This window comes from Bradyrhizobium sp. CCBAU 53421, assembly GCF_015291625.1.
In the GTDB taxonomy this organism is placed as follows: domain Bacteria; phylum Pseudomonadota; class Alphaproteobacteria; order Rhizobiales; family Xanthobacteraceae; genus Bradyrhizobium.
The window spans coordinates 7,046,652-7,060,578 of record NZ_CP030047.1; the positions used below are offsets into that span (position 1 = coordinate 7,046,652).

The 13,927-nt window shown below is 62.6% G+C and carries 11 protein-coding genes; 3 read left to right on the plus strand and 8 right to left on the minus strand.

Annotated features, from left to right (window positions below):
• Window positions 1-520: 520 nt before the first annotated feature.
• The 5 genes from XH92_RS33105 to XH92_RS33125 form a co-directional block, all read right to left on the minus strand.
• Complete coding sequence (locus tag XH92_RS33105; protein WP_194455888.1) at window positions 521-1,288, minus strand: DeoR/GlpR family DNA-binding transcription regulator; 768 nt, start codon at window positions 1,286-1,288, stop codon at window positions 521-523.
• 152 nt (window positions 1,289-1,440) lie between these two features.
• Window positions 1,441-2,439 (minus strand): 4-hydroxythreonine-4-phosphate dehydrogenase PdxA, encoded by a 999-nt coding sequence (gene pdxA, locus XH92_RS33110; RefSeq protein ID WP_194455889.1) that lies wholly within the window; start codon window positions 2,437-2,439, stop codon window positions 1,441-1,443.
• Window positions 2,436-3,743, minus strand: coding sequence for a four-carbon acid sugar kinase family protein (locus XH92_RS33115; protein WP_194455890.1), 1,308 nt, complete (start codon window positions 3,741-3,743; stop codon window positions 2,436-2,438). Before XH92_RS33115 ends, pdxA begins: the two co-directional genes overlap by 4 nt.
• A gap of 2 nt (window positions 3,744-3,745) precedes the next feature.
• Window positions 3,746-4,786 (minus strand): 2-keto-3-deoxygluconate permease, encoded by a 1,041-nt coding sequence (locus tag XH92_RS33120; protein ID WP_194455891.1) that lies wholly within the window; start codon window positions 4,784-4,786, stop codon window positions 3,746-3,748.
• 385 nt (window positions 4,787-5,171) lie between these two features.
• Complete coding sequence (locus tag XH92_RS33125) at window positions 5,172-5,453, minus strand: hypothetical protein (RefSeq protein WP_194455892.1); 282 nt, start codon at window positions 5,451-5,453, stop codon at window positions 5,172-5,174.
• A gap of 337 nt (window positions 5,454-5,790) precedes the next feature.
• Between XH92_RS33125 and XH92_RS33130 the strand changes: the two genes are divergently transcribed.
• Window positions 5,791-6,144: a hypothetical protein gene (locus tag XH92_RS33130; protein WP_194455893.1), complete on the plus strand. Its 354-nt coding sequence runs from the start codon at window positions 5,791-5,793 to the stop codon at window positions 6,142-6,144.
• Window positions 6,145-6,882: 738 nt separating this feature from the next.
• On the opposite strand, the gene XH92_RS33135 is transcribed toward XH92_RS33130, so the two are convergent.
• A complete protein-coding gene (locus XH92_RS33135) occupies window positions 6,883-7,062 on the minus strand; it encodes a helix-turn-helix domain-containing protein (protein WP_194455894.1) in 180 nt (59 codons plus the stop codon).
• 56 nt (window positions 7,063-7,118) lie between these two features.
• Here XH92_RS33135 and XH92_RS33140 point away from each other — a divergent pair, with 56 nt between their 5' ends.
• Window positions 7,119-7,613: a hypothetical protein gene (locus XH92_RS33140; RefSeq protein WP_194455895.1), complete on the plus strand. Its 495-nt coding sequence runs from the start codon at window positions 7,119-7,121 to the stop codon at window positions 7,611-7,613.
• Between the two features lie 285 nt (window positions 7,614-7,898).
• Entirely contained in the window at window positions 7,899-9,452 is a 1,554-nt protein-coding gene (locus XH92_RS33145; RefSeq protein ID WP_194455896.1) for an IS630 family transposase, read from the plus strand.
• Between the two features lie 1,135 nt (window positions 9,453-10,587).
• Here the strand turns inward: XH92_RS33145 and XH92_RS33150 are convergent.
• Window positions 10,588-10,899 (minus strand): DUF736 domain-containing protein, encoded by a 312-nt coding sequence (locus tag XH92_RS33150; RefSeq protein ID WP_194455897.1) that lies wholly within the window; start codon window positions 10,897-10,899, stop codon window positions 10,588-10,590.
• Window positions 10,900-11,621: 722 nt separating this feature from the next.
• The gene (locus tag XH92_RS33155) at window positions 11,622-13,634 is read right to left on the minus strand and encodes a ParB/RepB/Spo0J family partition protein (RefSeq protein ID WP_210345490.1); all 2,013 of its coding nucleotides are present in this window, start codon (window positions 13,632-13,634) and stop codon (window positions 11,622-11,624) included.
• Between the last annotated feature and the right edge of the window lie 293 nt (window positions 13,635-13,927).

The following is a 13,927-nucleotide window of genomic DNA, read 5'->3' on the forward strand; positions in this document are numbered from 1 at the left end:
CGACGACCGCACCAGAAACCGCACCAGATACGTGCTGTTTTCGTTCACACGAAAGTTCGCAACGGCGTCAGGCAAGCTCACCTGCTGATGAGTGGACGCGACAGTGCCATCCACGATCCTCGCCTTCGGCCGACGGAGAGGCACCGACAGAAGCAGTCTCTCCCGTTGGCGGTGAAGTCGGCTATCTCCGGCAAAGCGGAAGTCAGCCATAACGCCAATCAAGTCCGCTAAGGACCAGTAGCAGACATGCGGCGCGATGCGGTGACCAGATCAACATGGACGAGGTTGACGGCCCCCACACGCGCCGGCCGCAAACGCGGCCGGTCCTCAAGGACGCGCAATGAGCAACGGCTGCACGTTTGCGCCGCCTGCCATCAGGGGATTCGACGACTCGAAGCGCGCGGTCTCGGCGTCCATCCCATTGGCCACCGCCAGCAAGGACTTAGCCAGGCCTTCAATGGTTGCACCTCCGCCTCGCCCGATATTTTTCTCCGATCACACGAAAAATTGCGATGCCGGCTCAGCGAACGCCGGCAACGATCACGCGCGCTCCCGCATCGGCGAGACGCTTGCACTGCTCCTCAGGTGCGCCGACATCAGTCACCAGAGTCCAGCGCGGCGGCAGCGGCGCCCAGGCCATCTGTTCGGCGCGGCCGAGCTTGCTGGTGTCGGCGAGAACGATGACTTCCTTCGACTGCTGCATCATCAGCGACTTCAGTGCGACCTGTTCGAGATCCGCTTCGCACAGGCCACGGCCATTCACCACGCCGTCGGCGCTCATGACGGCGCGGTCCGCGGTCATGCGCCGCAGCGCCTCATTGGCGAGCGGCCCCATGGTGCTCATGCTGGTGGTGCGCAGCGCGCCGCCCAGCACCACAAGCTCTATGCTCGGAGCCTTGGCGAGGAAGGGCAGCAGCGCAAGATTGTTGGTGATGATGCGCAGCCGCCGCTGCTGCAGCAGCCGGCCGAAGGCTGCGACCGTCGAGCCGGCATCGAGAATCAGCGTGTCGCCATCCTCGATCAGATCGATCGCCGCGCGCGCGATCGCCTCCTTTTGTTTGCCCTGAACCGCGAGGCGCTGCTCGAGCGTCGTCTCGTTCGCGTGGGCGGTGAGAATGGCGCCGCCGTAGGTGCGGCGCACGGCATTGTTCTTGGAAAGATGCTGCAGGTCGCGCCGCACGGTGGAAGCGGAGACGTCGAAGCGCCGCGCGAGATCGTCGACATCGATCTCTCCCGCGTTCAGTGCTTCCAACAGACGAGCGTGACGCTCCTTGCTGCGCATCGACATCGAACCTCAGCCCCCCGGATTCATTGCCGCCAGCCGAGCTCGACCGTATCGGCTTCGCGGCACGGCCGATGGATACCACGATGCACCGGCCGTGCAATGTCAGCGCTTAGCGCGCATCTCGCTCCTCATCCTGAGGAGCCCGCGCACCCCGCTCAAGCCGCCTTCTTCGGCGCGAGATCAACCGCCTGCCGCAGCGCCTCGATCAGGCTGCGCTCGTCGGCGATGCCCTTGCCCGCGATGTCGAAGGCGGTCCCGTGATCGACCGAGGTGCGGATCACCGGCAGACCAACAGTGATGTTCACACCGGCTTCCAGCCCCAGCACCTTGATGGGTCCATGGCCCTGATCGTGATACATCGCGACCACCATGTCGTAGTCGCCGCGGCCGGCCAGGAAGAACAGCGTGTCGGCAGGCAGGGGGCCGCGCACGTCCCAGCCCTTACGCTGACAGGCTTCCACGGCCGGCTCGATCTTCGCGGCTTCCTCGCCGCGACCGAACAACCCGTTCTCGCCGGCATGCGGATTGATGGCGCAGACGCCGATCTTCGGATTGGCGACGCCGGCGCGCACCAGCACGTCATGTCCGCGTGCGATGACACGCTCGACGAGGCCGGGCTCGATCTTCTCGATCGCATCGAGCAGGCCGATATGCGTGGTCACGTGAATGACGCGGAGTTTCGGCGACACCAGCATCATCGATACTTCCGGCGTGCCGGTCAGATGCGCCAGGAGCTCGGTATGGCCGGGATATTTGTGGCCGGCCGCATGCAGCGCTTCCTTGGAAAGGGGTGCGGTGCAGATGCCTTGCGCGAGCCCTGCCTGCACCACCTGCACGGCTTTCTCGATGTATCGATATGCCGCCTCACCTGCCGTCGCCGACACCTTGCCGAACGGCAGATCGTCCGGCACCAGCTTCAGGTCAACGCACTGCACGGCCTTCGACTCAAAATTCGCCTGCTTCGCGTCGCTCAACGCATCGACCTCAAGCGGAACGCCGACGATCTGACCGGCCTTGCGCAGACGGTTGGAGTCGCCGATCACCAGCGCATTGCAGATCGTCCGCACCTGCGGCTGCGCCAGCGCCTTCATGATCACCTCGGGCCCGATACCGGCCGGATCTCCCATGGTGATCGCAATGGTCGGACGAGTCATATGAAACTTCCTCTGGTTCGGACGGCGCGAAGCCGCTCGCTGATGCGGATGAGGCTGTTCTCGTCACCGAACGCGCCCGCTTTGGTGGCGATCGGAACAGACAATCGGCCAAGAGTAAGGCCGAGCGACACGCCCGGCTCGATTTCGTCGGCAAGACGGATGCCGTTGACGCCGAAGCGCGACAGCATCGCCGCGGCGGTTTCGCCCCCGGTCGCAGCGAAGGCGCCGATCGCGGGTGCGACGGCCTCAAGAGCGTCGGCGAGCCCCTTGGCGAGTTGCGGGCCGAGCGACATGTCGGGGTGATCATCCATCATGATCTCGACCAGTGTATCGCCGCCGCCGGCAAGTCGTTTCATCACGTCCGCAGCGAGCGCCGCCCGGCCGGCACCATCGTTGAGCAGCGTCTCCGGCGCGACCGGGAAATGCGCCACGGTGCCGGTCACCTCCAGCTCGCGCGCGGCGGCGCGAGATGCGCCGGCGAGCGAGCCCACCACGATCAGGGTGCCGGATGTGCTCGTCGGAATGCGCAGCGGCTCGACGGCATGGCTGACTTCGAGGCCGGCCAGCGCGTGCGCGAGGCCGGCGCTGCCGATGAAGAAGGTTCCTGGCGATGCCTGCAGGCTCGCCTCCGCGATCAAACGCAGATCGTGTTCAGTCTCGGCGTCGCAGGCCGCGACCACGTCGCCCTCCCAAGCGAGCCTCGCGAACGTGGCTTTGAGATCGCCACCGCGCACGGCAGCGAGCTTGACCTTCTCACCGCGAATGCCCGCGGTCGCGAGAACGTCGACAAGATCGGCATTCGGGTAGGTGTGGTCGCGGTGCCAGACCTCGGCCTCCTCGAGGGGGCGGCCTCTGACCAGGATACGCCCGTCGATGGTGGTCCGGCCGGTGGCCGGAAAGGCCGGCGCAAACACGCCGAAGGCCGGCCCCGACCATGACTTGAGATGCGCAAGCACGGCGGCAGTCTCCGCTGCAGGTTGCCCTCGCAGCGTCGAGTCAATCTTCTTGAAAAGAATACGTCCGCCTTCGCAAAGGCGCGCCAGCACATCGGCATGGCGGGCTGCAGCGGCCTCGGCCGAAAGGCCTCGACTCGCGGCATCGTAGGCAAGGACGGGCAGCTGGTAGCCCGACGCGTCGGTCACCTCACCCCACGTCACCGCAGCCGCACGCCCCCTTCTGCCGAAGGCGATCGCACAGTCCGCGGCACCGGTGAGATCGTCAGCGACGATCAGCCAGCTTTGGCTTGACGCGTTTTCTTGACGCGAACCGGTATCCACTTCGCTCGAAAACGCTTTAGGGACCATCTTCAGCGACCTGCCTCAGTGACAACCGAACGCGCCGCGGGGGTCATCTTGCCGGCAGAAGCCACGATGTCCTCTTCTGCAGGCTCCTCGACGTCGCGACCAACAACGCGGGCTGCCCAGGCGGTGACGATCGGCACGAGGATTGCGGTAACCACGACGCAGGCCGCGACGAGGATAGTCGCAGGCCGCGCCGCGTCCGCATAGGCTGGATTCGCCGCGGCGACAATCGCCGGGACAGCCGCCGCATTACCGGCCGTCGAGGCCGCCGCAACACCCGCGACACCATTCCCGCCAGTGATGCGATCGGCGAGGAACAGCGGGATGCCGGTCACAACCACCACGGCCATTCCCATGCCGAGGCCGAGCAGGCCCGCCTGCCAGACCTTCGACAGATCGAGGCCGGCGCCGAGCGCGAAGGCGAAGAACGGGATCATCACAGGCACCGCGCGGCTCAGGAAGTCGCGCATCTCTCTGTCGAGATTGCCGATGATCATACCCACCACCAGAGGCAGGATAGCGCCCACGAGGGTCTGCCATGGAAATGCCGAGAGGCCGGCGACGCCCAAAGTGATCATGGTGAGGAAAGGACCGCTCTCCAGTGACATGACGGTATAGGCGCCGACGTCACGCGGACGTCCATATTGGCCCATCAACGCCATATAGAGACCGCCATTGGTGTCGTTCATGGCGGCGACGATCGCGAGCGTCGAGACACCCGCGAACATGCCAGCTGCGACCGGCGTCTCTCCCAAAATGCGGCCGAAGATCAGGCCGAGGACAACGGCCACGCCAACCTTCACGATCAGCAGGGTGCCGCCCTTCTTCACAATGTAGGGGGTCGCGCGGAAGTCGATGCTCGCGCCCATGCAAACGTAGAACACGGCGAGAATTGTCAGCGCGCCAGAGAACAGTGCGCCGGTGAAGGAGCCAAAAAACTTCGGGGTATCGGGAAAGAAGGTGGCAATAAGCGCCCCGACCAACAGAGGGACCACCATCATCCCGCCAGGCACGCTCTCGATCGCCCGCTTAATTGGAACCTGCATTTCTGTTGTCCTCCCGCACACCGCGCACTTCCGATCATTTTGCGCGTTTTGCTATAAAAATGAGCAAATACCTAGCCTATATGCTCATATCGCGCAGTATTCAAGTTTTATTGCGCATTTCGCGCAAAACTGACCCAGGAATTGGGTCATGAGAGGATGGGGCATGGTGCATTGTGCAGATGCTCGAAATGCTTACTTGGGGCAACACCCACCGAAGCCCCGACTGTCGCATGCTTCGGCCGCATGGGTGCCCGCCGGGCCCTCGCCTGCATGCGGGACACCGCCTCGGCCAGCGGAACGTCGGCCTGTAAGCCGTCGCGCTCGCGCAGGCTTACCCCGGACGTCCCTCATCTCACACCCGCCGACGATGGCCATCACCGCCATTTCACGCGCCACCGCGACGCGCCGCCAAAGGGTCGGCGCTGTCATAGGCAACGGGTCGGATCCCGGCATCCTCGAACGCCGCCAGCACCTGTGCGCCGTGTCCGGCCTGGTCTTTCGAGATCGGCGCAACCGTAACCTGGTCCGGCGACAGCCAGAACGGAAGCACGCCGCCATGTTGCTCGAACAGGATCGCAATCATGCGGCCGAGCGATCCGAAGATGGCGTGATGGATTATCAGCGGCCTGGCCCGGCTGCCGTCGGGGGAGAGGCGCGGTCGCATCATCCGAGAGCCGGACAACGCGCGCCGTAGCCCGTCGTATGGCTAGCCAGCGGTCTAGTTACAGGTTCGAGTCCTGCGAGGCCCACCAGCCGGCTATTTCTGCTTTGACTCAGCAGCGCTCTTTGACGCTCCCGCTCTTGCTTAGCCAATCGAACGGCGAGTACTTCCTGCGTCAATTCTGGCGCACCTATGGGTGTGCCTTCGGGAAATCGGTCTGAAGGCCAAGAAATAAGGCTATGGACCCACTTGGCGGGTGGACCGGGACGCGCTTGGTCAGCAACTAAAATGGACGTGTGGCGTTTTCCACATCGGGCGACTTTCTAGTTGCTAGGAGAGTCCGATGCTTCGGAAAATCCTAATCACACTAATCGCGGTTATGGCCGTGGCGTTCGCACCAACTGCTGCCTCTGCGCGCGGAGGCTTCGGCGGCGGCGGCTTTCATGGCGGATTTGGTGGCGGCGGCTGGCGCGGTGGCGGTTGGCGCGGAGGCGGGTTTGGAGCGGCCGCTGTTGGACTTGGGATAGGTCTCGGCTTGGCAGGTGCCTACGGCGCCTACGGTTACCCCTACGGATACGGTTACCCTTACGGATATGGTTACGACTACGGCTACCCATATGGCTACGGCTATCCGTACCGCGCCAGCTATGGCTACTGCGTCGCAACAGCCAGCCAGCAAGAATATACTTGCTATTAGCAGCGAGCCGGCGGCCTCGACTCGTTAAGATCGAACGGCTCGCGCGGGAGGCTGAAGCAGCCAACCGCACGAAAGCAGGCTGAGCGTCCTTCATTTGGATGAACACGGAGGCCTAAAGTTTTGAGGAGGGTGATATGGCCCCGCACTTCCGCCGAGTCGATAACGAGCTGGAGATATGGTTCGCTAGCGGCGACGACTATTCATTCGTCATCAGCAACGAGGCTGGAGCGGACCTGGATTGCATGGAGAGCCGGGCTTTGTTGCTTCATATCGCCCCAACTTTCTGAATATGCCCGCGGCTCATGTGTCCGGATCTCCCTTCAGTACGTTCGCTGAAGCCGAGCGGGCTTGCAATGCGTTCCTGGGTCGCCTCGTCATTAAGGGATGACTTACAGTTGTCCGCCCTCCACCGTTGCGCAGCGGCAGTGAGCACGCGATCAGCGGGCGAGGAACATGAACACGTCTTCCGGCGTTGCCATTGGCGCGAATAAACGGCGTAATGGAAGCACGTTCGAAGGGGCCAGCAGCAGAAGTTGCGGTCGACCGCGAGAGATCATGACGCATCACTCTGTGCGAAAATCGTCCAGATCAGCTACGGCTATTTCAGTCCATGCGACCGCTCGTAGATCAAGCTGAGACAAGCTTGGAAACCTGCGGCGAAACAGTACAATAAAATCTGAGCTGCTATTGGTGAGCTCTAAGTCTGGAGATTAGCAGCGGTTGCGCAGCTTACACCGATCACTCGTTCTTCAGCAGTTTCCAAGGTTCAACGGCGAGCCCCTCAGCGATTCGGGCAATGTTGTCGATCGAGACATTTCGTTCTGAACGCTCTACTCCGCTGAGATACGTCCGGTTCAGTCCGCTCTCATACGCAAGCGCTTCCTGGCTCAACCCACGCGCAGCCCGAAGGCGGCGCATGTTCTTCGCCAGCGTGTCGCGCAGGGGGCCTTTGTGCGTCCGTTTCGCAGAGACACATGGGCCAAACTGACGCCTTTAAGGCGACCGCTTTTAAGTTACAATCGGCGAAAGAAGTTGCTATTCTCATTGAAAATAATGGACGGCAGCGGCCAGGCATGGACTTTGAGACCGGTTCAGTAGAGGCGTTTTTGGATCTGGGATGCGGTGATGACACCCCGCTCGGCTCGCCGTCGTACAGCGCCGGCTACCGGCGCATCGAATCCGGCGAAGTGATCTGCACAGTTAGACTGCCCATTCCGATCGCCGAAGCGGCAATTCTCAGGCGGTCGAAGATCTCGATCATCCTGACCCCGGATGGACGTGTCGAAGTGTCGTCATGCGGTTCGGCAGCAAACGAACAGATTGATGATCTTGTCGCGCGAACGGTCACCCAGGCAAATCTTCGCATGGAGGAAGCAACCGCCTCGGACTTGGAATCCCTTCTGCATCGGTTTGAACGTTCAATCGGCCTCGTGAAGGAGGCAATCGCACGGCCACCAGCGGCCCCCTAAAGGCTTCTGCTTGGCCAGATGAATCCATTCGCCTATCGAGGCGAGGCGTGTGTTCTGGCGCGCTCTGTTGGGCAATGCGGACCTCAAAGCCCGGTATCTTGCGTGCCTGTTAGCGACTCGGAGCAGACCGTCGCTGCCCTGTGAGTTGCAGGCAGCAGGCCCACAAGCCGACGTCCAGCATCCAGTCTGCCCGTCCGAAACCAGCTCTATTGCCCATCCATCGTTCGCTGGGCCACGGGTCCTGCCGACCCGCGCGACCCGTGGTTCAGAACAGAGAGGTGCAACATGTCTTGGAAGTCAAATACGCTTCTCGAGGCCCGTAGCGAATTCGTGCAACTGGCGCTTGCCCCGAATGCCAACATTCAGAGCCTCTGTCGGAACTTCAATATCAGCCGGCAGACGGGCTATCGAACGCTGGAACGATATCGGATAGCCGGCGCGAGAGGGCTGGAGAGCCAGTCACGCCGGCCGCACCACACGCCCCATCGCTGTCCGCGCCCTATCGAAGCGGCCGTTCTAACCGTGCGCGCCGACCACCCAACCTGGGGCGGGCGAAAAATAGCGTTCCATCTTCGATCAATGGGCTGCGCCGGAGTGCCCGCGGCATCAACCATCACAGCGATCTTGGCCCGCCATAACCAATTGGGAGGCTCTCCCGACCCAGGCGGGTTTTTGGGTCTGCTCGGGCAGTTGCACAACTCCCTAAGTGAACAAGATCTGCCGGCTTCTCTTGAAGGTCATCCCGACCTCAAGATCCTACTCGAGAAGCTCGAAAACGGCCGCCCCGTTGAGCGGCGCCGCGCACTCTCAGTGGTCGCGTCACACAGTGGGCTTCGGACAAGCGTGGCTTGCCGCGTTCTCAAGCTGAGCCGCTCAAGCTACGCACGTTCGGTTCGCCTGTTCCAGGAGAGTGGAGCCGAACGGCTGTTCGCCCCTCGCATTAGCCCCCATCGCAAGTTCGACACCGTGCAAGTCAAACAGGCTTTGTTCAGCATCCTGCACCAGCCGCCAGCCAATTTCGGCATCAACCGTACAACCTGGAAAATGGCCGATCTCGTGCGTGCGATGCATGAGGCAGGGCAGCCAGCCTGCGAAGATGTAATCCGCGCGATCGTGAAAGGCGCCGGTTACCGCTGGCGCAAGGCGCGGATCGTGCTGACCTCCAATGATCCTGAATTCTCGCACAAGCTTGAACGTATTAGTTCCATTCTCGCCGATCTGAAAGCCGAGGAAGCCTTCTTCTCGATCGACGAATTCGGTCCTTTTGCGGTCAAGGCACAACCGGGACGGATGCTGGTCAGTCCCGGCGAACAACATTTTGTAGCGCAATGGCAGCAGTCGAAGGGCTCGATCATCGTCACGGCCGCCATTGAATTGTCGTCCAACCAGGTCACCCATTTCTACAGCCTGAGGAAGAACACTGACGAAATGATCCGCATGCTCGAGACACTCGTCGCCGCGTACCGCGATCGCACGAAGCTTTATCTCTCATGGGATGCCGCCTCCTGGCACGTCTCGAAGAAGCTGTTCGAACGGATCGATACCCATAACGCCAGTATTGGTAGCAACGGCCCGCAAATTGACACGGCGCCACTCCCGGCCCGTGCGCAGTTCCTGAATGTGATCGAATCTATCTTCAGCGGTATGGCTCGCGCCATCATTCACAACAGCAACTACGGATCGGTTGGCGAAGCGAAAGCCGCTATCGACCGGTACTTCTTTGAACGCAACGCTCACTTCAAGAACAACCCACGGCGCGCGGGCGGCAAGCTTTGGGGTAAGGAGCGGCTGCCGGCTGAGTTCTCTTCAAACAACTGCAAAGACCCTCGGTTCGGATAAACGCTCACGGTGCTCGCTTAGCCAAGGCGCTGCGAGATTTGCGAAAGTCCCGGCTGCGGTAGAACCAAGGGCAGCCGTTTCTGCGTGAAGACATGACCCGCAATTGGCTTTTTCATCGCCGATAGTCTCTTGTCCCGGCGGCGGCCCTCAGTCTCGTCGAATCCTACAGCGATGTGAACTAACCTGGACAGTCGAAACGGTGACTCTTCTTCGGCCGACCTCAAACGTGGCGAGAATGCCCAATGGGAGCATCCAAATCCGCTCCTGTCAAAGGTGGGCTCGTCCCAGGTCCAACCACTTCCGAATTATGTGCCAAAAGCGTGTCCAGCGCGAGAACTGGTTACGCGCCGTTGGCGCTTCTTTTGAAGTCCATCCCAGGCAGCACCGCAGGATACTGACGCAGGACCCTGACGGCTCACTTGAGGCTTGTTCAAAACGGCCTAGCAGAGTGGCCGAGATGCGCTGTGCTTCCCGAGACCACGGGCATGATTTCATGCTCGAGTCGAGGCCTCCGAGCACAGCATGAACACTCTTCGACACGATCGCGTTGCTCACTTCAATGCGCGTCACGGTGATTGGAAGCAACGAGGACCCCGATGCAGACGTTTCTTGTCAGCAAGACAAGGCGTTTGGCGGTCTTCTAGCTACGTTACAGTACGCTTTAGCTACAGCGCGTCTACCGCTGGTGACAAACCTTGGATGTGCAGACAATCATTTAGCCACTTCGTGGCGACAGTGCTTTTATCTTGCACTCCGCTCACGCTTCTTCTCTCTGCCGTGACAGGGTCCTGGCATCGACGCCACGCAGCGTCGCCGACCGCGAGAGTCCCGGTGCGCCGTGCAGGTTTCCGCGCTCAGCGATGGCATAATTTTCGCTGCAGCAAGGGTGCGCGCGGCTCTTGGAAGCTGACGAAATACCACGCCCGAAGAACAAAAATCCGAGCTCAACACGGCACGAATTTCCGATCGATCAGCCCCAAACACCGCCCCAGTATCCGTCGGATCGATCCCATTTTGACTCGCTGCGAAGCCCCTTCTCCGAGCACAAAACGCGCTTGCGCTTCCTCCCAAAGCGGCGCAAGACGCGCAAAAAAGGCTCCGCCTCCGAGGAGGCGGGGCCGACGATTGCGGCCGGTCAGTCGCCGCTGCGGCGCGACCAGATCAGGCTGAAACCTTCGTCGCCTTCGACCTTCACCAGCGAGGCGTAGATCGGTGCGGGAAAGCTCGGATCGTCGAGCTTGACCGAGAGATATTCGCGCTCGCTGTCGCGGACGGTCTTCTTCCAGGCGGCGCCGAACTCGGTGGCTCCTGCGAAGATGCGGTAGTCGGGAGCCTTGTCGTTGTCCTTCTCGGCTGCGACGAGCTTGGCCTTGATGTTGAGCGTCAGCGTCTTGATCGAGCCGGTGTAGCCGTTGTCGGAAGCGGTGAAGGTGCCGATGGTCGCCATGATAATTCTCCGTCTGTTTTACTCGAGCCGCGTCCATCGCAGCCTCGATGGCGATCCCTTGCCCGGGGAGCGATCGGCCCGCAGCCTTTAAGGCCCGCAGCGCCAGCGGAGGACGGCGATAAGCCTGCTTTTTTGTGCTTACCGCAAGGAATGCCGCCGCTTGGCGGCAGGGGAAAAAAGCAGGCGCAGCCGTTGCGGGAAGGCGATCGAGGCCCTTGCCGTCCCTCGGGCTTGATCAGCCCAATCGTGACTGCATTGGACGCGAGCCCATGACCGGAACTGACGGAGATTTCGTGGCGACCGACCTCCGCGCAGCATCGGAAGTCGGCTGGATCGATGGAAGACAAACCGCTGTCCGCGCGTCAATCGCAGGGAGGACGCAGCCGGATCAACGCAAGCGAACCCAACCTCATTTGCGCGTAAGGCACCGATCATACCGCCAGAATTGTCCACCCAAATGCGTTGTCGACAGGCGCCGTCAAGACACGATCCGAGCTTCCCGGCCCCGATCTGCGCTTCGCTGGTCAGGATCGAAGGCGTCGCGATGCAGCCCCCTGGCTGCGGCAATCGGCGTAGATCTGGACGGATCATACCCCCGACCGGAGGAAGGGCTTGCGTCGAAAGTCGCCGCTTTGCATCGATCGAACCGGCCGCGCGCCAGCAGGTGCGCGGCCGCAATTTTGGACCCCGCCGGGGCCGCCTGCGCGGCCCCGGCGCTGGTTTCACTCCGCAGCTTCCGCTCGGGGGTCGCTGCCCTGCGCCTCGCTTTGCACGTCAGTCTGCTCCTGCGGCACGGCCGTCCGCAGCAGCGGCGGCAGCCAGTCCGTCGCCGCCAACAGCTGCTCGGCTGCCTGCGCCATGTCGGCCTTCTTCATGTCCGACAAGCGTTCGGCCGCCTCCTCTCCGACGCCTTCGCGGACGGCTTCCAGAATGCCGGCCTTGGTGATGCGGCCGAGATAACTGCGCACTGTCGGGCGCCAGTAGGCGGTCATGTCGAGGGCCACGGCCTCGGCCAAACGGCGGGCCGCCGCCAGGGCGCGCGGCCTCCTGTCAAAGGGCAATTTGACCGCATTGACCGTGAGCGCCACGCAATGCGCGAACAAAGCCATGTGGCTGTCGCGGTCGAGTTCGGTCACGAATTCCCACAGTCTGGCGACGTCCTTGGGCATCTGTCTTGCCCAATTGGCATGTCGATCCGACCACGCCTTGCCGGCCGGGGTGTCCTCGATCCCGTCCGCGTGCGCGGCCAAATCGCACTTGACCGGCTGGATGCCGACCACATGCGCCGCCGCGCCGAGATAGAAGACTTGGGCGGCGAGCGCATGGGTGACCGCCACGATGGCGACATCAGGCTGCTCACTCAAATTGAGACGCAGCCCTAGGGTTCGGTGCGCGGTCAGGTCGCGAACGAGCGCGTCGGACAGCGGCTGGTTCTCGTCCTCCTCGTCGCTCGCGCCCGCGTCGTCTTCGCGATCCGGCGCGGCTTCCGCGCCTTCCCGGTTCTTCTCGTCCCGCGCCTCGGCATCGCCTTCCGGCCCGGCATCGGCTCGCGGTTTCTCGTCTTGGGGGCGGATAAAGCCCCGCTCGACCCGGACCGTGCCATCGTGATTCAGGGCCACGAACGCGCCACCGCGCGCGACGTCGGCGGGATCGTAGGCCTGTCGCTTTGCTTCCAGCCGATCGATCTCGGCCTCAAGCAGGCCGAACCGCGCGTCCACGTCGTCGGACAGTTCCTCGGCCGACTGATGCTGCTCCGTCAGCCGGTCGAACTCGCTCTGAACGGACTGGAGCGCGGCCTGATCTTCGGCCGAAAGCTCGACCGGATGCGGGTAGACGCGGCGCATGCCGTGGGCATGCGGGAAGTCGAGATGGGCTTCCGTCCACTTCCATCCCTCGGCCGCTCGCAGCGCATCCGCCTCGCGGCCGAGCCTTGCGGTCACCAAGAGATCGAGCAGCGCGACGTCTTCCAGATAGCCGCCGCGATCCTCGGTGAAGAGGTCACGCAGGACCGTGCCGCCGACTTCCGTGTAGGCCTCAAGCCCGACAAAGCGCGCGCGGCGATCCGAGGCGGCGACATGGGTTTCGGTGAGCAGACGGCGGATGGTGCTAGCATCCGGGTCGAAGGGCAGCCGCTCGTAGACGGCTTCCTGCCGGGCATGATCATAGGTGATGGCAAAGGCCATCAGCTGCTCAAGGGTCAAATCGCCATCGCGATAGAGCTGCATCAATTTGGGCGACACCGCACCCAGCCGCAGGCGCTGCCGCACCACATGCGCGGTTACGCCGAAGCGCGCCGCGATCTCCTCCGCACCGAAACCGCGTTCCTCTGCCTGCTTCCTGAACGCCTCGAACTGGTCGGCCGGATGCATGTTCTCCCGGGTGACGTTCTCGTCCAGGCTGATTTCGTGCGGATCGTTCGCGGTATCGACAATGCAGCGGATCGGCTCTGACTTCTTGATCTCCTTGCGCTGCACCCGCAGCAACTGGGCGAGCCGCCTGCCCTCGCCGATGGTCACGAGATAGAACCCGGTGGCTCCTCCCTCTCCGTCGAACTCGGGCTCGACCACCAAATTCTGCAGGATGCCCTTCGCGGCAATACTCGCCGCATAGGCCTCGATCGCCGCCTCGCCGTGCGGCGTCTTGCGGGCATTCTTAGGGGACTTCTTGAGCTTGCTAAGCGGAATGCGAACCTCTGTTCCGTTCGGTATTCCAATTGATTTGGCCGACATGATCATTCTTCCTTTTGCTTCCATGGGTGCAAGGCGCACTCCGCGCCTGCGCCCCTGCCCGTCGGCGAGACCGGGGGTAGCAAGTGCCAGGGCGACCCGAGCGGAGGGGTTTCGCCCGCCCGACGAGGGCCGCTTCGCGAGAAGCGGGTCTGCACAAGCGCGTGCTAATTCGTCCAGAGTCGGCAAATGGGCGAAGCGCGGAAGACCGGGGAGACCGCTCGGGTCGGCGCCGGCGTCAGCCGGCGCTTTACCCTGGCGCGCGCGAGGGGCAGCGCCCCTGAGGTCTCAAGCGTGAGCAC